Source organism: Burkholderia sp. AcTa6-5 (assembly GCF_017815075.1).
GTDB classification, from domain to species: Bacteria; Pseudomonadota; Gammaproteobacteria; order Burkholderiales; family Burkholderiaceae; genus Burkholderia; species Burkholderia sola.
This window is the reverse complement of record NZ_JAGIQE010000001.1, coordinates 226,092-246,233: the sequence shown is the minus strand read 5'-3', so window position 1 is coordinate 246,233 and position 20,142 is coordinate 226,092. Positions and strand designations below refer to the sequence as shown.

At 68.0% G+C, this 20,142-nt stretch carries 18 protein-coding genes and 1 pseudogene; 10 read left to right on the top strand and 9 right to left on the bottom strand.

The window, feature by feature from the left end; genetic code table 11:
* Positions 1–30 precede the first annotated feature (30 nt).
* On the top strand, positions 31–975 hold the full coding sequence (gene yddG / locus J8I33_RS00990; RefSeq protein ID WP_148093451.1) for an aromatic amino acid DMT transporter YddG: 945 nt from the start codon (positions 31–33) through the stop codon (positions 973–975).
* Positions 976–1,051: 76 nt separating this feature from the next.
* Here yddG and J8I33_RS00985 read toward each other — a convergent pair whose 3' ends face one another.
* Both J8I33_RS00985 and J8I33_RS00980 read right to left on the bottom strand, forming a co-directional pair.
* Complete coding sequence (locus tag J8I33_RS00985) at positions 1,052–1,678, bottom strand: LysE family translocator (protein WP_124554889.1); 627 nt, start codon at positions 1,676–1,678, stop codon at positions 1,052–1,054.
* 116 nt (positions 1,679–1,794) lie between these two features.
* Positions 1,795–2,691, bottom strand: a complete 897-nt coding sequence (locus tag J8I33_RS00980) for a LysR family transcriptional regulator (RefSeq protein ID WP_050012712.1) — start codon at positions 2,689–2,691, stop codon at positions 1,795–1,797.
* Positions 2,692–2,913: 222 nt separating this feature from the next.
* Here J8I33_RS00980 and J8I33_RS00975 point away from each other — a divergent pair, with 222 nt between their 5' ends.
* Entirely contained in the window at positions 2,914–3,171 is a 258-nt protein-coding gene (locus J8I33_RS00975; protein WP_006478949.1) for a hypothetical protein, read from the top strand.
* A 281-nt stretch (positions 3,172–3,452) separates the two neighbouring features.
* On the top strand, positions 3,453–3,752 hold the full coding sequence (locus J8I33_RS00970; protein ID WP_209932638.1) for a DUF4148 domain-containing protein: 300 nt from the start codon (positions 3,453–3,455) through the stop codon (positions 3,750–3,752).
* An 84-nt stretch (positions 3,753–3,836) separates the two neighbouring features.
* On the opposite strand, the gene J8I33_RS00965 is transcribed toward J8I33_RS00970, so the two are convergent.
* The gene (locus J8I33_RS00965) at positions 3,837–5,609 is read right to left on the bottom strand and encodes a GGDEF domain-containing protein (RefSeq protein WP_209932636.1); all 1,773 of its coding nucleotides are present in this window, start codon (positions 5,607–5,609) and stop codon (positions 3,837–3,839) included.
* Entirely contained in the window at positions 5,606–6,733 is a 1,128-nt protein-coding gene (locus J8I33_RS00960; RefSeq protein ID WP_209928464.1) for an extracellular solute-binding protein, read from the bottom strand. Before J8I33_RS00960 ends, J8I33_RS00965 begins: the two co-directional genes overlap by 4 nt.
* A 142-nt stretch (positions 6,734–6,875) precedes the next feature.
* Between J8I33_RS00960 and J8I33_RS00955 the strand changes: the two are divergent.
* From J8I33_RS00955 to J8I33_RS00935, 5 genes and pseudogenes are all read left to right on the top strand, one after another.
* Positions 6,876–7,115: pseudogene (locus tag J8I33_RS00955) on the top strand (MFS transporter); the annotation flags it as partial.
* A 130-nt stretch (positions 7,116–7,245) separates the two neighbouring features.
* Positions 7,246–8,679, top strand: a complete 1,434-nt coding sequence (locus tag J8I33_RS00950; protein WP_209932633.1) for a PLP-dependent aminotransferase family protein — start codon at positions 7,246–7,248, stop codon at positions 8,677–8,679.
* Positions 8,680–8,774: 95 nt separating this feature from the next.
* Positions 8,775–9,164, top strand: coding sequence for a hypothetical protein (locus J8I33_RS00945; protein WP_050012718.1), 390 nt, complete (start codon positions 8,775–8,777; stop codon positions 9,162–9,164).
* 195 nt (positions 9,165–9,359) lie between these two features.
* The gene (locus tag J8I33_RS00940) at positions 9,360–11,144 is read left to right on the top strand and encodes a nitrite/sulfite reductase (protein WP_209932631.1); all 1,785 of its coding nucleotides are present in this window, start codon (positions 9,360–9,362) and stop codon (positions 11,142–11,144) included.
* Entirely contained in the window at positions 11,141–11,578 is a 438-nt protein-coding gene (locus tag J8I33_RS00935; RefSeq protein WP_050012721.1) for a DUF934 domain-containing protein, read from the top strand. The genes J8I33_RS00940 and J8I33_RS00935 overlap by 4 nt, the downstream gene beginning before the upstream one ends.
* An 83-nt stretch (positions 11,579–11,661) precedes the next feature.
* Here the strand turns inward: J8I33_RS00935 and J8I33_RS00930 are convergent, their stop codons facing one another.
* From J8I33_RS00930 to J8I33_RS00915, 4 genes are all read right to left on the bottom strand, one after another.
* Complete coding sequence (locus J8I33_RS00930) at positions 11,662–12,942, bottom strand: AcvB/VirJ family lysyl-phosphatidylglycerol hydrolase (protein WP_124680957.1); 1,281 nt, start codon at positions 12,940–12,942, stop codon at positions 11,662–11,664.
* A complete protein-coding gene (mprF, locus tag J8I33_RS00925) occupies positions 12,939–15,533 on the bottom strand; it encodes a bifunctional lysylphosphatidylglycerol flippase/synthetase MprF (RefSeq protein ID WP_124592815.1) in 2,595 nt (864 codons plus the stop codon). The genes J8I33_RS00930 and mprF overlap by 4 nt, the downstream gene beginning before the upstream one ends.
* Positions 15,534–15,958: 425 nt before the next feature.
* Entirely contained in the window at positions 15,959–16,393 is a 435-nt protein-coding gene (locus tag J8I33_RS00920) for a hypothetical protein (RefSeq protein WP_124554896.1), read from the bottom strand.
* Positions 16,394–16,472: 79 nt separating this feature from the next.
* Positions 16,473–17,387, bottom strand: a complete 915-nt coding sequence (locus tag J8I33_RS00915) for a LysR family transcriptional regulator (protein ID WP_209928450.1) — start codon at positions 17,385–17,387, stop codon at positions 16,473–16,475.
* 105 nt (positions 17,388–17,492) lie between these two features.
* Between J8I33_RS00915 and J8I33_RS00910 the strand changes: the two genes are divergently transcribed.
* Positions 17,493–17,936 carry a heme-binding protein gene (locus tag J8I33_RS00910; RefSeq protein WP_050012726.1) on the top strand — a complete coding sequence of 148 codons (444 nt, stop codon included), beginning with the start codon at positions 17,493–17,495 and terminating at the stop codon, positions 17,934–17,936.
* Between the two features lie 4 nt (positions 17,937–17,940).
* Complete coding sequence (locus J8I33_RS00905; RefSeq protein ID WP_050012727.1) at positions 17,941–18,717, top strand: SDR family oxidoreductase; 777 nt, start codon at positions 17,941–17,943, stop codon at positions 18,715–18,717.
* A 205-nt stretch (positions 18,718–18,922) separates the two neighbouring features.
* Here J8I33_RS00905 and icmH read toward each other — a convergent pair whose 3' ends face one another.
* On the bottom strand, positions 18,923–20,137 hold the full coding sequence (gene icmH / locus J8I33_RS00900; protein ID WP_209928443.1) for a type IVB secretion system protein IcmH/DotU: 1,215 nt from the start codon (positions 20,135–20,137) through the stop codon (positions 18,923–18,925).
* Positions 20,138–20,142 lie beyond the last annotated feature (5 nt).

The window sequence follows — 20,142 nt, the reverse complement described above, 5'->3', positions numbered from 1 at the left end:
CGAATCAGCATGTTGAAACAGGCAGCAAACATCAAACGCAAGAACAACGCAACGCTCGTCGGGCTCGGCGCGGTGCTGTTATGGGCGTCGGTGGTCGCGCTCGTGCGCGGGGTCAGCGAAAACCTCGGCGCGACCGGCGGCGCGGCGATGATCTATACGGTGGCGTCCGTGCTTCTGCTGTTTTCGATCGGCTTCCCCGACCTGAGCCGGTTCCCGAAAAACTATCTGCTGTGGGGCGGGCTGCTGTTCGTGTCGTACGAGGTGTGCCTGTCGTTGTCGATCGGCTATGCGAGCAACGCTCGACAAGCGATCGAAGTCGCGATGGTCAACTATCTGTGGCCGAGCCTCACGCTCGTCGCCGCCATCGTGTTCAACAAGCAGCGCGCGAACCTGCTGGTCGTGCCCGGCGTCCTGCTGTCGATGCTCGGCATCTGCTGGGTGCTCGGCGGCGACCAGGGGCTCGATCCGGCCGGCATGCTGCGCAACGTCGCGGACAATCCGCTGAGCTACGGGCTGGCGTTCTTCGGCGCGCTGATCTGGGCCGCCTATTGCACGGTGACCGCGCGCATCGCCGACGGCAAGAACGGCGTCACGCCGTTCTTCATGCTGGTCGCCGCGGTGCTCTGGATCAAGTTCGCGATCGAAGGCGGTGGCGGCATGACGTTCAGTTTGCGTGCGGTCGCGTATCTCGTGCTGGCGGCGTCGGCACTCGGCTTCGGCTATGCGGCCTGGAACACCGGCATCATGCACGGCAACGTGACGGTCATCGTCGGCGCATCGTACTTCACGCCGGTGCTCGCCGCCGCCCTCGCCGCGACGCTGCTGCACGCGCCGCTGTCGGCGGAATTCTGGCAAGGCGCGTCGATGGTGTGCGGCGGCTCGATCCTGTGCTGGCTCGCGACGCGCGGACGGCGTCGTGACACGACCGAGCCCGTGCCGATCGCCAAGGAAGCGAAGAGCAATTGCCAAGGGTGACGATGCCGGGTGCCGTCGACACAACGCCGGATCGCTGCCGGCGATTCCCGGAACCATTGATCGACGCGCGCTAGCTTCACGATTCCAGCGCGATCCGCACGGCCAGCCCGGCCAGCACCGTGCCCATCAGCCAGCGCTGAACCGCCGCCCAGCGCGGCCGTCCCGCGAGAAAACCCGCGATCGAACCGGCCGCGCACGCGATCAGCGCGTTGACGCTGACGCTCACCGCGATCTGCACGCAGCCGAGCGCCAGCGATTGCGCGAGCACGCTGCCGTGCCCCCGCACGATGAACTGCGGCAGCAACGACAGATACATCACCGCGATCTTCGGGTTCGCGAGGTTCGTGACGAAGCCCATGATGAACAGCCTGACGCGACTGTCGTGCGGCAACTGCCGGACCTGGAACGCGGAGCGCCCGCCCGGCTTCAGCGCCTGCCATGCGAGGTAGGCCAGATACAGCGCGCCGGCCGCGCGCAGCGCATCGTACGCATACGGCACGGTCATCAGCAGCGCGGTGATGCCCACTGCCGCGCACACCATGTAGAACACGAATCCCAGCGCGACACCGCCGAGCGAGACCAGCCCGGCGCGGCGGCCCTGGCAGATCGAGCGCGACACCAGATAGATCATGTTCGGTCCGGGCGTCAGCGCCATGCCGAGCGACACGAGTCCGAACGCAAACAGGATGGGCAGGGCCGGCACGGCACACTCCTTCGGGATCGATGACGAGGTAGGAACAATGTATTGCATCCCGGCCATCGTCAGCATGAATAAACTGCACGTCGCCCATGAGCGCCGTTCATCGCGTTCGCCGCTCGCTATTTGCCCTTTTTCGCGCGCGTCCGGATCGTCTTTTCGGCCTTCGGACGCTGCGCGTCGACGAGCCGCACGAACTCATCGGCAACCGCATTGCCGGCGGTATTCCACGCCAGTCGCACGGAGCGATGCAGCCGTGGCGACAGCGCCAGCACGCGGCCGCCGAACGGCGTGTACGTGAGCGTGATGCGCGGCACGATCGACACGCCCATGCCGGCCTCCGCCATCGACAGGATCGTGCGCATCTCGACGACGTTGAACGCGGCCCGAAGCGGCACGCCGCCGCGCGCGAAGTAATCCGCGATCACCGGCCCGCACCCCGCCTTCGAGAAAATGAACGGCGCCGCGGCCAGTTGCCTGGCCGACACGCTCTTGCGGCTCGCGAACAGATCGTCTGCCGCGACCGCGACGAAATCCTCGTCGAGCAGCGGCAGGTGGTGCGCGAACGTCTTCGTGCCGGCCACCACGCCGACGTCGGCCGTCCCGTCGTCGATCCACCCTTCGACTTCGCTGTCCGTACCTTCGAGCAGCACCGCCGATACACCCGGGTGCATGTCCTTCAACGCCTCGAGCGCGGGCACGACGAACGCCAGCGACACGCTGGGCAGCGATGCGACCACCAGTTTCCCTTCGAGCTTGCCGCGCGACAGGCTGAACTGCTGGCGCAGCAGCTGCGCTTCCCGCACCACGCTCTGGACATACGGCCACAGGCGTTCGCCGGCCGCCGTCAGGACGACCGGTTGCCGGTCGCGCCAGAGCAGCTTGACCTGCGTGATGTCCTCCAGCTCCGTCAGCGCGTGGCTGATCGCGGATTGACTGCGGCTGAGCCGGTCTGCCGCGGCCGTCAGCGAGCCGAGTTCGACCACGGCGGCCAGGGCCTGCAACTGGGCAAGCGTCATCGGATTTCCTTTCGTTCGGGGATATGCACGCCGCGCATGAGGCAGCCAGTTCTGTTGAATTATATTGAACCGGTTCGACGGTCATACGTCGGGCGCGAGCGGGATCGCGCAGGGGTTCCGAAAGCTGCGACGCGCCTGTACCGCGGGCCGTCAACCGCCCAGCGCGTCATCCGTCCGGCGCCACGCCCTGCTCCATTCCCGAAGACGCGTTAGACTATTCGGATGGAACAATGTCGTTATTGCCAGAGAATCCGCGATGAATGGGATTGCCACGGCGACGAATGCCGCCGCGCGATCGCCAAGGCGCTGCGCCGACAGCGCGCGGGCCTGCCGATGGTGCCCGATCGCATCCGCAACGAGCTGCCGTCCGGCGCGCCGACCCAGCAAGTGATTGCCGTCCTGTCGCGCCAGCGCCTGCGCGCGCGCCGCGGTAACGAGGAACGTCGCGAGCGCAAGGAAATCGACGACGACGGGGTCTGATCCGGCAGCGCTGTAGCCCTGCGGTTCCGCCGTGAGCTCTTCGCCCCGTCGTTTACCGTCCGGCGCGGGCCCCAGCCGCCGCCCCCACTTCTCCCGCGATTGCTTGCCATTCTCGCAATACAGCATGGGGACGGATCGCGTTTGCGTCGAATTATTACCCGTAAAGCAACGATCTTTCGCTGAAAGTCACGTTTACCCTAGGTGAGCCGACGCCTACGATGTATTCAACCGCTGACGACATGGTGTCGAACGCGGAAAGCCAATAAACATCGGAGGTCATCATGAAATCGCTCGTTTCCGCAGTCGTTGCCGCCGTCGCCCTGTCCGCCTCGTTCGGCGCATTCGCGCAAAGCACCGTGACCCGCGCCCAAGTGCGCAACGAACTGGTCCAGCTCGAAAAGGCCGGCTACAAGCCCAGCCAGGCGAGCCCGCACTACCCGGCCGACCTCGAGGCCGCGCAAGCCCGCGTGCAGAGCATCGACAACAGCGGCTACGGTGCGCAACCGGCCGCGACCGTCGAAGGCGGCGCACCGGTCGGCCGGGCACACAGCCCGCGCGACTCGGTCTACTTCGGCCACTAAGCGTGCCGCTGCGCGCCTTGCGCGTGCAGCCCGCATCCGTGACGAGCCCGTCCCGCGACGGGCTCGTCGCGTTTCGCCCCGCCGTCAGTCGCTGCTGCTCGATGCGGCACGGTCGGTCCCGTCGGGCACGCCGCCGCGGACCAGATCCTGATAGCGCACGCACACGCACTGCGGGGAGGCCTTCGCCGCGTACATCGCCGCGTCGGCCTTGACGAGCAGCTCCTCGGCCGATGCGCCGTCCGCGGGAAACTCGCTGACGCCGATGCTCGCGCCGACGGCCATGCGCCCTTCGTCGAACTCCAGCTCCTCGGCCATCACGATCTGGATGCGCGTCGCGACATCGCCGATCACCGCCGGTGAATGCACGTCCGAAATCAGCACGATGAATTCGTCGCCGCCGAGCCGTGCAGCCATGTCGTCGCCGCGCAGCACCTGGCTCAACCGCTTCGCGACCGCGACGAGCGTGCGATCGCCGGCCGAGTGGCCGTGCTGGTCGTTGATCTGCTTGAAGCGATCGAGATCGACGAACATCACCGCCAGCCCCTCGCGCGCCGCGGCCGCATGCCGGATCGCCGCATCGAGATGCTCCATGAACAGCAGGCGATTCGGCAGGCCGGTCAGCGGGTCGTGACCGGCGAGATGCGTGAGCTCCTGCTGCTTCGCACGCAGCATCGCCATTTGCGTGCGGATCTCGACGCGCATGCTGTCGAAACAACGCGCGAGCACGCCGATCTCGTCGGCCCGCGCGACCGGCAGCCGTTCGGCAGCCGAATCGTCGAACACGTGCGTCGCCGCGCGCGCGAGCGCCTGCAGCGGCCGCGTGATCGCACGCGCGAACAGGATCGCGAGAATCACCGCCAGCACGCTCGACACGAGCACCATCCTGACGATCCGTTCGCCCAGCATGCCGTCCGGCGCGAGCACGTCGGCCAGCGGGCGCGCCATCCCGAGCACGACGAAGCGGCTGCCCTCGTCGTGCCCGAACGGCGTGCGCACGAACGCGAACATCTGGCCCGGCGCCTGATCGGGCTGCGCGAGTCCATTGAGCGTCACGTTCGTGCGCCCGCCGTCGAACAGCACGCGCGTGACGGCAAAACGGTCCTGCATCAGCACGCGCCGGCCGCGATCGAAACCGAACGCCTGTTCCGGATCGGGATGCACGAGAAAATCACCCCACTCGTTCGCGAGATAAACCGCATAGTCGTCCGGCAGATCGCGTTCGATCCGGTCGAACACCCGGGAGAGTTCGACATCGACGACGAGCGCGCCGACCGTCTGGCCCGACGCGTCGACCACCGGCGTCCCGACGCGCAGGATCGGCAGCCCTTGCGCCGCATGAGATCCCGTCTCGTGATTGATCACGATCGGCGACAGGTAGATATGGCCGGGCGCCGTCGCGAGCGTATCGAATACGTAGGAGAACTGCCCTTTCTCCTGAAACGCGCTTTCGGGCAGCACGACGATGCCGCGCGCATCGCGATCCACGTGAATGCGTTCGATCCCGAAATGCCCGCTCGCGATCAGGCGGATCTGCAGGTATTCCGCATGATTTCTCATGAAGCTGTAATACACCTGCTCGAGCCGCATGCGTCGCGCGTTGTCCGCATTGTCGCCGCCCGCGACGGCCGCGGACGACGGCAACTGCGCGAGCACGAGCGCGTCGTCCGCAACGTCGGCGAGCGCGGTCGTGAAGCGCTGCCCGAGCAGTTGCGTCGACATCAGCAGACTGTGCTGCGCTTCCTGCACGAGCATCGCGCGGTTGGCGCGATACGCGTAGTAGCCGGTCGTGCCCGACGCGATCACGCCGATGCACGCGAACAGCACCGACAGCTTCGACGTGAGCCCGAGCCGGATCATTTTGCGAACCGCTCCGGCCGATCGCCCGACACGATGCGGCTCCACAGCGACTCGCGGCGCGCGATGTCCTCCACCGGCTGAAGCCACACGAGATGCTGGCGCCCGGTATCCAGGCCGCGCGGCTCGAGCGTGTTCGCGAGCCCCTGACGCTCGGTCAGCAGCGTGCCGATCGCCGGTTCGAGCATGTAGTTGATCCACGCGAAGGCAAGCTCCGGCCGTCGCGCGCCTCGCGTGACGGCCCAGCAATCGAGCCACGCGAGCGCGCCTTCGTCCGGGATCACGTAGCCGACGTCCGCGCCGGCGCGACGCAACTGCTCGACCTGCTGCGTGCCGTAGTTGCCGAACATCAGCGCCGCGCGATGCTGGATGAACAGCGCGGTCGCTTCCTCGGGAAGCGTGTAGTACGTCAGCAGGTTGCGGCGCAAGTCGATCAGCTTGCGGGCCACGGCAAGCGTCTGCGCGGGCGACAGGCGGAACGGATCGGGATAGCCGAGCGCCAGCGCCGTGAACGAGAAATTGTGCTGCGCGCTGTTGAAGTCGAGCACCTTGCCGCGATAGCGCGGGTTCCACAACTCGCGCATCGAGCGCGGCGCGGCCGGCACCTGCTTGCGGTCGTAGATCAGCCCCATCGACGAATACGTGAACGGGATCGCGTAGGACGCGCCGTCCTGCACGAGGCCGCCGATCGTCGCGAGCTGCTGGAAATTCGGCAATTGCCGCCGCCGGTTCGGGATATGCGTCAGGTCGATCGGCGCGAGCAGGCGTTCATGCGCATAGCGCTGGATCTCGGCCGTGTTCGCGGCCAGCACGTCGTACGGCGGCGGCGACGCGCTGTGCATCCGCGTCCACAGCGCTTCGTCGGAATCGACCAGCGTCACTTCGACGCGCACATGAAACTGCGTCTCGAATGCGCTGACGATATCGCTATCCGCGTAACCGGGCCAGGCCAGCACGCGCAGCACGTTGTCGTTGACGGTTTCGGGAGAGACGGCGAAGGCCGGCAGAGCGGGCGCGAGCCAGCGCAGCATCGATATGACGAGCAGCATGCGCACGGCGCCGCGGGCGCGCGCGCATGCGCCGATTCCCCTGATCAATCGGACCCCGCGTGAATCGGCCGCCTGCATCCGACTGTCCTTTTTTGAGTCGATGCGATATCCCGCAACGAGACCATAAAACGCAGGGTCACGCAATCGGAACAAGCCGCACATCGCGCATATTCGCGGGCCTCACGGCCGAACGTCCCCCATTACAGGGGCCCGTGTGGGGGTCGCGCCGACGCCCGCGCACGTCGCATCGCGCGGCGGCATCCGGAACTGCGCGGGCAATTTCGCGGGCATCTTCATCACGACCTTCACCGACGTGATGCTGTCGATCGCGACAGGCTCGTTCGTGGCGCCGCTCGCGGTGGCCGGCGGGCTGTGCGTCGTCGTGGTCGGCAAGGTCGAGCCGGTGCCGCCGCCGCCGCGCGGCAGCAGCGGGCCGATTGCCGAGCCGAACGCGGCCTGACGCAGCGGGACGGCGCGGCCGACACACCCGCGCCTTTCCTTTTCAGGCCGCGCATCGGACAATGTGCCGCGCCCGCCGGCGCGGCGCCGCTCCGGCCCGCGCACGGCGACGACGCGCTCCGCCCACGCCGATGAAACGCTACGAAACCCTCGCCCATACGATCGCCGACGACATCCGCAACGGCAACCTTGCAGTCGGCACGCGCCTGCCGTCGCTGCGGCAGATCATCGCGCAGCATGGCGTCAGCCAGTCGACGGTGTTTCGCGCGTACTACCTGCTCGAACAGTGGGGACTGATCCGCGCGCGCGAACGCTCGGGCTACTACGTCGCGCCGGGCGCCCAGCCGGCCGCGAGCCCGACGACGAAACGCCGCGCGAGCCGCGCCGGCGTCACGCGCAAGGTCGACATCAGCAGCCTCGTGTTCTCCGTGCTCGATGCGGCCACGCAGCCCGGCATCGTGCCGCTCGGCTCCGCATTCCCGGCGCCGCAGCTGTTTCCGCTGCCACGCCTGGCGAAGTCGCTCGCGCAGGCCACGCGGCTCGTGAGCCCGTGGAGCACGGTCGTCGACCTGCCGCCCGGCAACGAGGCGCTGCGCCAGCAGATCGCGCGGCGCTATCTCGCGACCGGCATCTCGCAGCCGATCGACGAAATCGTCGTCACGAACGGCGCGCTCGAAGCACTGAACCTGTGCCTGATGGCGGTGACGCGCCCCGGCAACGTCGTCGCCGTCGAAGCACCGGGCTTCTATGCGGCGCTGCAGGCGATCGAGCGGCTCGACCTGCGCGCGGTCGAGATTCCCGTCGATCCGCGCACGGGCCTCGATCTCGATGCGCTCGCGAACGCGCTCGACCGGCACGACATCCGCGCGTGCTGGTTCATGACCAATTTCCAGAACCCGACCGGCGTCACGCTGACCGCCGAAAAAAAGCGCGCGCTCGTCGAATTGCTCGCGGCGCGCAACGTGCCGCTGATCGAGGACGACGTGTACGGCGAACTGCATTTCGGCCCGGACTATCCGCTGCCCGCCCGCGCGTTCGACCGTCATGGCCTCGTGATGCACTGCAGTTCGTTCTCGAAAACGCTCGCGCCCGGCTACCGGATCGGCTGGGCCGCCGCGGGCCGGTTCGCGGAGAAGGTGCAGCGGCTCAAGCTGATGACGACGCTGTCGGCCAGCATTCCCGCGCAGGCCGGCATCGCGAACTATCTGGAGCACGGCGGCTACGACCGGCACCTGCGCAAGCTGCGCGGCGCGCTGCACACGCAGCTCGACCGGATGGACGACGCGCTGCGGCGCTGGCTGCCGGCCGGCGTCGAATGGGTGCGGCCCGACGGCGGGTATTTCCTGTGGCTCGCGTTTCCCGACGCGATCGACGCGATGGAGCTGCATCGCCAGGCGATCGCACGCGGTATCAGCTTCGCACCGGGCCCGCTGTTTTCGGCCGCGCACGGCTTCGAGCGCTGCGTACGCGTGAACTTCGGCCATCCGTGGAGCCGCGACATCGAGCGCGCGATCCGCGTGCTCGGCGAACTGGTCGCGCAGCCGTCGGTCCGCAAGGCAGGCTGATCGCGCAACGCGCGCTGCGCCGGCCACGTCACGGCCATGCAGACGATCCGTACGCGGGTTACATTGCAGGTCCCGCCGCCCTTTCCCGATTGCCCATGAGCCAATTGCCTTACCTCGATCACGACGCGCTGCTGAAACTGACGGCCGAAGCGGCGCACGTCACGCTGCCGTGCACGTGCACGAAGACCTCGCTCGCCGGCTGGACGACCCTGCCGCTGTCGCTGCCGGACACCCAACTGATCGAAGTGGCCACGCTCATCCCGCCGGGCGAGCCCGAGCCGACCTACGCGGAATATCATCCGGCCGGCACGCGCTACGCGTCGGACGACGCGCCGATCGCGCCGCGCCATTTCCCGTACAACCGCTGCGCCGTCAGCCGCTGTCGCGCGTGCGGCCGCCTGTTCCTGCGCTACCAGGAAGGCGGCGGCTACTTCATCGACCAGCGCATTCGCGCGCTCGATCCGGCGCTCGTCGTCGACGCATGACCTCGGCCACGGGCATGCGCGCATGCCCGGCCCACGCCGGCGCCCCGCCGGCCATCTGCTGCGCCTTTTTCGTTCCGATCTGCTGCTTGTCGCGCCGCATCGCGTTCCCTACGCTGTCTTCCGTTGCCTGACATCCGTCGCAACGCCTTCCCGCGCCGCGCGCCATTCGCCGTGGCGCCTCTCGCGTATCACGTCATGTATCGATATACCGATTTCGACCGGGCGCTCGTGCACAGCCGCGCCGCCCAGTTCCGCGACCAGCTCGAACGCTGGCAGCAAGGCACGCTCGGCGAGGACGCGTTCCGGCCGCTGCGCCTGCAGAACGGCTGGTACGTGCAGCGCCACGCGCCGATGCTGCGCGTCGCGGTGCCGTACGGCGAGTTGTCGAGCGCGCAGCTTCGCATGCTCGCGCGGATCGCGCGCGACTACGACGTACCCGACGACGCCGCCTACCGCGCCGCGTGCGACGCCCAGGCGTTGCTCGGCACGTTGCGCCTGCCAACCCGCAGCGCGCACTTCACGACGCGCACCAACGTGCAGTTCAACTGGATTCCGCTTGCGAAGGCGGCCGACGTGATGGACCTGCTCGCGACCGTCGACATGCACGGCATCCAGACGAGCGGCAATTGCATCCGCAACATTTCGTGCGACGAACGCGCGGGCGTCGCGCCGGACGAGATCGCCGATCCGCGCCCGTTCGCCGAAGTGATGCGCCAGTGGACGACGCTGCATCCGGAATTCGCGTTCCTGCCGCGCAAGTTCAAGATCGCGATCACGGGCGCGACCGAAGACCGCGCGGCGACCGACTGGCACGACGTCGGGCTGAAGCTCGTGCGCGACGACGCGGGCGCGCTCGGCTTTCGCGTGAGCGTGGGCGGCGGGATGGGCCGCACGCCGACGATCGCGATGCTGCTGCGCGCGTTCCTGCCGTGGGAGCACGTGATGAACTACGTCGAGGCGATCGTCCGCGTGTACAACCGCTACGGGCGGCGCGACAACAAGTACAAGGCGCGGATCAAGATCCTCGTGAAGACCGAAGGGCAACGCTACATCGACGACGTCGAGGAAGAGTTCCGCCAGATCGTCGTCCACGACGGCGGCCCGCACACGATCCCGCAGGCCGAATTCGATCGCGTCGCCGCGTCGTTCGTCCCGCCGCGGTTGAAGCCGCGCACGCTCGACCTCGCGGACGCCAACGCGCGCGTGTCCGCGCAGGCGAGCCGTCATCCGGCGTTCGCGCGCTGGCTCGCCCGCAATGTCGCCGATCATCGCGACCCGGCACTGCGCATCGTCACGCTGTCGTTCAAGCGCCGCCTGCAGGCGCCCGGCGACGCGTCGCCGGACCAGCTCGACGCGCTCGCCGATCTCGCCGACCGCTTCTCGGCCGGCGAGGCGCGCGTCACGCACACGCAGAACGTCGTGCTGCCGTGGGTACACGTCGACGACCTGTTCCTGCTGTGGGAAAACGCCCGCGCGATCGGGCTCGCGAGCGCGAATGTCGGGCTGCTGACCGACATGATCGCGTGCCCGGGCGGCGATTTCTGCGCGCTCGCGAACGCCCGCTCGATTCCGGTCGCCGACGCGATCGCCGAGCGCTTCGACGATCTCGACCTGCTGCACGACATCGGCGACCTCGACCTGCACATCAGCGGCTGCATCAACTCGTGCGGCCATCATCACAGCGGCCACCTCGGCATCCTCGGCGTCGACAAGGACGGCGCGGAGTGGTACCAGGTCACGCTCGGCGGGTCGGACGGCTCGATCGCAAGCGGCCCCGCGCGGCCGGGCAAGGTGATCGGCCCGTCGTTTTCGGCGGACGAGATCGTCGACGTCGTCGACGCGATCGTCAACGCGTATCTCGACGCGCGCGTCGACGCGAACGGCCGCTGCGAACGATTCATCGACACGGTGCGCCGCGTCGGAACGGAGCCGTTCAAGGCCGCCGCGAACGCCGCGCGTCATCAGGAAGAACCCGTATGAACCACGAGATCGCGAACGCAAACGAACGCATCCGGCTGCTGACGCCGGCCGACCATGCCGACGATACAGAGCAGCACGGCGCGACGACGCTGACGATCGGCAACGACGAGGCACTGCCGCCGCTCGCCGCGCGCATCGCGCAGGCCGAGCGCATCGATCTGCAGTTTCCGTCGTTCACCGACGGCCGCGCATACAGCCAGGCCTACCTGCTGCGCAAGCGCTACGGCTTCGCCGGCGACCTGCGCGCAACCGGCGACGTCCTGGTCGACCAGTTGCTGCTGATGGAACGCACGGGGTTTTCGAGCGCGGTGCTCGGCGACGACACCGACCTCACGGCCGCACGGCGGCAGCTCGACCGGTTTCCGGGCTTCTATCAGCGCGATGCGAGAACGACGATGCCGCCGCAGGACGCGGCAGCGCAGCCCGGAAAATGAAACGGGCGGCTCGCTGGCCGCCCGTACGATGAACCGGAAGCAAAACCGGCCGGCGCCCGCCGTCACGCGGGCGCCGCCGGCGTTCAGCGCGCCGCCGCCGGCTTGCCGAACCCGCCGAGGATCTTCTTCTCGAGCGCGATGTAATCGCGGCCGAAGTGGTGATCGCCCTGCGTCTTGATCACGTCGGCACCCGTGTTCGCGAGCGCCGGGCACATCGTGTCCGTCTCTTCCGCGCCATAGAAGCACTGCACGAGCGCCGGCGGCACCTTCGCGATTTCCGGCGCGACCTTCAGCGCCTTGTCGCTCGCGGGCATGCCGAGCCAGCCCGTCACGCGGATCTGGAAATCGGCCGACGGCGCGAAGCCGAGCAGCGACATCACCGCGACCTTGTCGCGCAGGTCGGCCGGCAGCCGGTTGTACGCGAACGGCATCACGTCGGCACCGAACGAGTAGCCGACCAGCGCCACGCGGTTCGCATGCCAGCGCGCCGTGTACGTGCGCATCACGCGGGCCAGATCGCGGCTCACCTGCGCGGGCGGCTTCTCGCTCCAGAAGTAACGCAGCGCGTCGATGCCGACCACCGACACGCCGTCGCGCTGCAGCGCCTCGGCGATCGTCTTGTCGAGATCGCGCCAGCCGCCGTCGCCCGAGATCACGATCGCGAGCCGGTCGCTGCCGCCCTTGGCGGGCAGTTCGACGAGCGGCAGGTCCGACACGTCGAGTTCGTCGCTGCTGCTGGTGTCGCGCAGGTGCGACGTGACGAGCGATACGAGCTTCGCGGTGTCGCCCGCGGCAGCCGTTTCGACGAAACCCGGCATCGCGCGGCGCACGATCGTCGAATCGGGCGGGCACGGCTTGAAGCGCGGATCGAGCTTCGCGGCCGGACCGACCGCGACGACGCCGGCGATCGTGTTCTCCGGCGCCATCGACAGGATCTGCTTCGCGATCGCGCCGCCCTGGCCCACGCCCGCGACGATCGGCGTGAAATAGCGCGACGACTGCGCAAGCCGTTCGAGTTGATGGCTGACCGCCTCGGCGTCGCCGTCGAGGTGGTGGCAGGCCTCCTGCTTCGCGGCGAGATTCGCCGCGTAACGCCCGGAATCGACGCCGACCGTCATCGCGCCGGCTTTCGCGAGCGCGTCGGCCGCCTGCTGATCGGCGGCATGCCAGCCGGCCTCACGCGAGAACAGCACGACGAAACCGCGCAGCGGCCCGCTCGGCCGGGTGACGGTCACGGGCCCGTAGCGGCCGCCGGAGACGGTTTCGGCTTTCACTGCGGCCGGCTGCGCGGCGCACGCGGCGCCGGCCAGCATCATTCCCGCGCAGGCGGCTGCCGCCCGCGCGATTAACTTCTTCGACATCATGAACGCCGACCTCCAGCCAGCAATGACAGATCCGCGAGCGTGACGAACACGCCGACCGAGCCCGAGGCCGCGAGATAACGCGGCTCCCAGTGCGGTTCGAACTTGCTCTTGAAAGCGCGCAAGCCGCGGAAGTTGTAGAAGCGGCCGCCGAAGCGCCAGACCATCAGGCCGAGCCGGTGGAACGGCGACGGCATCTTCGCCGCCCCCATCCCCGAGAACGGCGCGATGCCCAGGCTCAGCTTGCGGAACCCCGCTTCCTTCAGATGCAGCGCGAGCTGCGTAAACAGATACTCCATCGCGTACGGCGATGCGTCGGGCAGATGGCGCATCACGCCGACCGTCGCCTCGGTGTTGAGGTCGGTCGTCATGAACGTGACGAACGCGATCGGCTTGTCGGCCTGACGCACCAGCATCACCGACTGCGTCGACAGATAGCCGTCGTGGAACGCGGCCACCGAGAAGCTCTTCTCGCGCGCATCGCGGCTGTCGAGCCAGCCGTCGGAGATGTCGCGCAGCGCCGGCAGCGCGGCCGGCACGTCGCCCGGCGCGATCACCTCGACCGTCAGCGCATCCTTGTCGCCGCGGCGCAGCGCGTAGCGCAGGTGCGACCGGTTCGATCCCTTCAGGTCGAACTGGTCGAGCGCGATATGCGCTTCCTCGCCGAGCTTCATCAGCGTGAGCCCCGCGTCGAGATACAGCGGCAACGCGTTCGCGCGCACCTGGTAGAACGCCGCGCGGCCGCTGTGCGCGTGTGCGAGCGCGATGAACTTGCTGATCAGCGCCGGCCACTCTTCACGCGGGCCGACCGGGTCGTGCAGCGCGGCCCACGTGCGGCCGTTCTTCGCGTACATCAGGAACGCGCGACGCGATTCGGAAAACAGGAACGACTTGTCGCCCATCAGCGCGAGGCCCGCGTCGCTGCACTCCTGCGCGCGAATGATCTGCTCCGCGTCGATCAGGTCCTGCTCCGCGGGTTTCACGAAACGCCCGGGCGCCGGGCGCAGCAGTTGCCACAGCGCGAACAGCGCGACGAACACGCCGGACGCGAGCGTCGCGCGCAGCGCCCGCGGCGCGCGCGCATCGAACGAGAAATGCGACCACAGATCGCGCGTGTACGGCACGTCGCGAAACGCGAAGAACAGCACCCACACGGCCAGCATCAGCACCATCGCCACCGACACGAACCAGCTCACCGTGAAGCGCTCGGCGAGCAGCGACGAATGACGGTTGAACCGGCGACGGCTGACGAGCAGCAGCACGAGCAGCGTGCCGAGGACGCCGGCCTCGACGAACGCGAGGCCCTTGGCCAGCGACAGCGCGAGGCTCGCGAGCGTCAACGCGAAGGTCATCCACCACGCGCCGTCGAGCCGGCGCAGCAACCCGCGCGCGACGAACAGCAGCGCGACGCCGAGCACGCTGCAGATCACCTGCGAGCCTTCGAGCACCCACAGCGGCACGATGTGGCGCAGGATCGCGATCCGGTGCCAGAACGCGGGCGTCGCGCTCGAGATCACCAGCATCCCGCCGACCGCGAACGTCACGAGGCTCAGGAACACCGGCGCGAGCTGCGACACGCGCACGGCCTGCCGCGTCACGAGCCGGCGCCGCAGCGCGCGGCCCTCGAAACCGGCCAGCAGGCCGGCCGATAGCACGAGCGGCACGCCGAAGTAGATCGCGCGATACGCGATCAACGCGGCGACCATCGCGTGCGCGGGCACTTCGCGACCGAGCGTGAAGACCATCGCCGCCTCGAACACGCCGATCCCGCCCGGCGTATGGCCGATCATCCCGAGCAGCAACGCGGCCGCGTAAACGGTAATGAAGGTCGGGAAGCCGACGGGCGCCGCCGGCAGCAGCACCCACAGCGTGAGGCCTGCGGCAACGACGTCGAGCACCGCGTAGACGACCTGCGCGACGAGATCGCGCCGCGCCGGCACGTCGAACGACAGCCATTTGAAGCGCGTGACGACCGGGCGTGCGGTGTTACCGCACAGCACGACCAGCGCGGCGAGCGCGACGAGCAACGCGGCGCCCGTCCACGTGAGCACGCCGGACGCGACGTGCAGCATCGCGGCGAGCGCCTCCGGCACGCAGACCATGCCGACCGCCGTCATCAGCACCATCGCGAGCGCCAGCGTGCCGCTCGTGAACACCGTCATCCGGCCGATCTGGGCGGGCGTGACGCCCGACACGCCGTACACGCGGGCGCGCACCGCGCCGCCCGTCAGCGCGCCGAAGCCGGTCGCGTTGCCGAGCGCGGAACCGGCAATCGCGCCGATCCACAACGCGACGCGCGGCACCTTGGCCGCGACATAGCGCAGGCCAACGGCATCGCGGGCGACGAGCGCGAGGTAGCTGAGGGCCGTCGCGGCGAGCGACGCGCCCCACTCGCCGACGGACATGTGACGCAACTGGCGGATCACCGAGCGGTAGTCGACGGATTCCGACAGATGCTGGAAAACCACGATCAGCAGCAGGCCGATGCCGAGCGCGAGCAGCGGCGACAGCACGCGCTCGTGGCGGATCAGCGCCCGGGCACGGGCGATCACCGCCTCGGCACGGCCGGGCGAACCAGGGTGGCGGGAAGACATAACGTGTTCAGTGGTGGTGCATAGCGTGTCGCGGCGCGGGTTGGCCGGGCGGCGACCTGTCTGGTTGTTCTGCATGGGCGGCCGGCCGAAGACGGGCGTGGCGCCTGGATCAGAACTTACGAGTATACGGAACTTATATTACAGAATCTTTCACGTCGCCTTTGTGCGGATTTGTGGTTTCTCGCGCATCGAAACGCATAAAGAAACCGTGCGTCCCACGAACGCAAGGTGCGCATCATACCGGCAACGGAGGTCGTTTTTTCATCGGATGAATGACTTGTGATGCATTTCGGTGGAATTTACCGCGCCGAGCCCGCCGGGTGAGGACGAAAACGCGAGGGCGCGGCGCGGTGCGGAATGGCGGCGGGCCGATTCGCTGCGCCCCTCCGCGGCGCACCGCCGGTACGGACATACGCCACCGCGCGTTACTTCGCCCGCTCATGCTCCCCCATCCCGATCGCCTTGTAGTCGTATGTCGGGTAGAACTCCGTGCGGTACGCGCCCCAGGCCGTATCCTCGAGCACACGATTGACCTCGCGCACCCGCGACGCCGGCAGCCGCAGCACGACGATCTGCCCGATTCCCATCGTCACCGTCCAGCTCACCACCTCGACGCCCGGCGGCGGAAACGCCTTGTAGAACCCCTGCTTCGCAAGCTGCGCATTCAACTCGGCGAGCGGGCGCGACTGGTCGTGTTTCAGGAACACGGTCAGCAGCACCGCGTTGTCGGGCGTTGCGACAGCCGTGCCGGCCGGCACCGTCGACGTCTGGCCGATGGCCGCTGCGCTGCACACCGCGGCGGCCGCCAGCGCGGCGGCAATCACGAACGTTCGAATCGGAAAATGCGGGAATACGGTCATCACGCGACTCCATGGCTTCGTGGGGGGAGCCGCCATCATGCGCCGCCGGACCCATTGCTGCAGCGAGCGGCCGACGTGCTTACGCCGCACCCGCGCCTTCGCGCTCGCGCAGCACGTCGATGAACGCGCGCAGCTTGGCCGGCATGTGCTTGCGATTCACGTAGTACAGCCACATCGGCGGCAGCGTGCGGCACGCGCCCGGCAGCACCTCGACGAGCGTGCCGTCGCGCAGGTCCTGCTCGATCCGCTCGCGCACGAACGCGAACGCGATGCCGACACCGGCGCGCGCCGCGTCGATCACCGCATCGTCGTCGTTCGTCACGAACACGCCGTCCGGATCGAGATCGACGTCGCGTCGCCCGTCGCGCAGCAGCCATTTATGCAGGCGTCCGCTTTCCGAGAACCGGAAACGGACGCACGCATGATGCTCGAGCTGCGCAATCGATTCCGGCGCACCGTACCGCGCCAGATAGCCGGGCGACGCGACCAGTGCACACGTCAGCGCAGGCGCGATCCGCACGCCGATCATGCCCGGCTGCAATCGATCGGCCAGGCGAATCCCCGCGTCGAAGCCGTCCTTCGCGATGTCGACGAGTTCGTTCTCGTAGCGAATTTCGAGCCGGACTTTCGGATAGCGCTCGCGGAACGTGGCGAGCACCGGCGCGATCACGAGCAAGCGCGCGAGCGGCAGCGCGGTCACGCGCAACAGCCCGTTCGGCTCGCTGCGCGCATCCTTCAGTTCGTCCCGTGCCTGCATGACCTGCCGGTATGCCGGCTCGGTCTGCCGCCGGTAGCGTTGGCCGGCTTCGGTGAGGCTCACGCCGCGCGTGCTGCGGTTGAACAGCTTCACGTTCAGCTCGCCCTCGAGCTGCCCGATCGCCAGGCTGACGGCCGCCGGCGTCAGGCCGAGCGCGGCGGCGGCCCGCGTGAAGTTGCCGGCCGTCGCGACGGTCACGAACACGTGCAGGCCGGCCATCGGATCGCGTCTGCTCATCGTCTGTTCATCATTAGAAAAACTTGAAACTGCTTCGAGCGGAATACGGATTCTCCCATATACCGCAACTGCCTACACTGGCGCTGTCGTCCCTCGGAGCCTCGCATGAACCCGCTCACTGCCTCACTTCCGCTGCCGCTCGCCGTCGCCCGCCGCACGATTGACGCTGCGCTCGCGCATGCCGCGTCGCTGCAGGTGGCCGGCGTCGCGATCGCCGTCGTCGATGCCGGCGCGAACCTGCTCGCGTTCGTGCGCACCGACGACTGTTTTCTCGGCGCGATCGACCTCGCGCAGCGCAAGGCGCTGACGTCCGTCCGCTTTCGCACGTCGACCGGTGCGCTGGGTGCGATGTCGGGCGACGGTCCGCTGCGCGGCATCGAACACAGTCACGGCGGCCTGGTCACGTTCGGCGGCGGCGAGCCGCTCGTCGACGGCGACGGGCGCTGCGTCGGCGCGATCGGCATCTCGGGCGGCAGCGTCGACGAAGACGCCGCGATCGCGCAGCACTGCCGCGACCTTTTTCAGGCAACCCTTCACTCCACGAGGTAAGCACATGACACGGAAACGCATCTTCATCACCGGCGCGGGCACCGGCTTCGGCCGCGAAGTCGCGCTGCGGCTCGCCGAACGCGGCCACGACGTGACGGCCGGCGTGCGCACGGCCGTCGAGATCGACGCCCTGACGGACGCCGCCGCGCAGCGCGACACCGCGTTGCGCGCGGTGAAGCTCGACGTCACGTCGGCCTACGATCGCGCGCGCGCCGCCGAACTCGACATCGACGTGCTCGTGAACAACGCGGGCGTCGGCGAAGCCGGCGCGCTCGTCGACCTGCCGATCGAGATCGTGCGCGAGCTGTTCGACGTGAACGTGTTCGGGCCGCTCGAACTCACGCAGCAGATCGCACGCGGGATGCTCGCGCGCAAACGCGGCAAGATCGTGTTCGTGTCGTCGATCGCGGGGTTGATCACGGGGCCGTTCACCGGCGCGTACTGCGCGTCGAAGCACGCGGTCGAATCGGTGGCCGAGGCGATGCACGCGGAGCTGGCGCCGCACGGCATCCGCGTCGCGGTCGTGAACCCGGGCCCGTATCGCACCGGCTTCAACGACCGGATGATGGAAACGACGCGGCGCTGGCACGATCCGGCCGTGCATACCGTGACGCCCGAGCGGTTGACGTTCCCGCTCGAACAGCACGACCCGGAAGAAATGATCGCGAAGATGGTCGACGTGATCGACAGCGACGGCGGCGCGTTCCGCAACCTGCTGCCGGCCTCGTCGGAAGCGTTCGTGCGCGCCGAGCAGGCGCGTGCGTGGGAACGGCAGCAATAAGAAACGCCAATGAGATGAAAGGCCGGGGGCTGTTTGAATGTGTCAGGGTCCTCAAACAGCTCCCACTACATGAGCCCCTGACTTCTCCCTCCCTCGGCGAGAAGGTAGTCGGTGACTGGGCCCGCGAACACGGCTGTGCCCGTGATCTTGCTGGACATGCACTCGTCGCCTGCTCAGGGCTGAAATTGTCGCTCGCAATCGAACGTCAATCCGTAATGGTCACTTCGACACGACGATTTCTCGCCCTTCCGGACGCGGTAACGTTGTCCGCCAGCGAATCGGCATCGCCATTTCCCTCGACGATGATGCGCGGCGCCGGCACGCCTGCCGCAGCGAGAATCTGGGCGACGTGCCGGGCACGTGCTTCGGAAAGCGCGTAGTTGGATGCTTGACGTGCCGAACTGATCGGTGTGCTGTCCGCATATCCTGCCACTCGGACGGTCGCGTCCTTGGTCACGGTCGCGATTTCCCGGCCTGCCGAAGCCGCGACCGAAGCGCCCCACGGCGCCACCGTTGCGTCGCCGGGCCCAAACATTCCGCTGAATCGGAGCGTCACGGCGTGGCGCCCGGCGTCGCGAATCAGTTCGACATTCCCTGCCGCGACTTCATCGCGCAGCCGCAGTTCCAGATTGCGAACCAGTGCATCGAGCGTCGACGCCGGTCGCCTCGATTTCGCGTGAACCCACCGGTCCACCGCGGCGTAGCCCCCGGCCCCCAGCAATAACGCGACGGCGAGACCTCCGGCGAACCTCGCTCGCGATCGACGCACCGAAACGGGACGTACCCACGGATCGACCGTCTGTCGCTGACGTTTCGGCGGCTTGCTGACGCGATTCACGCCGTGTCCCCCCGTCGTGACCACGTCGTGTACGTGTTCGCGAATGACCTGCAGGCGCTTTTGCCCCCCGGCTTCAAACCGGTAGCGCCCACGAAAGCCGAGATCGAGTACGTTCTGGTATAGCTCGATCAGATCGAGGTTCGCACGCGGATCGCGCATTGCCTCGTCGATCAGTCGGAAAACACGGTCGCCGCCCTGACGATCATGTCCGAACGCACTCGCCAGGCAGTTGTCCTGCCATTCGACGCCGGTTGCTTCGCCCTTTCCCCAAGACGTCTGCATCGCCGCCTCGTCGAGCGCGGAGCACAGACAATAGCTTGCGGAACGGACATGCTCGGGTCGGACCGGGAGCGCATTGCAGATCCAGGTAAAGAGGCGAACTTCGTGCCCCAGCCATCGACGCCGCTGTGCGATCGCATCGGCATCGAGCGTTTCCGGCGTATCGGCCAACGCCTGCAACAGGACGCGCGACGCTTCGAGTAGCGGGTTGATCGCTTGCCGGGCAGCCTCGAGACGTGCGGCAACAGGCAACGACGCCACAGCTCTTGCGTCGCCCTGCGGACAAGATGTCGAAAGAGTCATCGATC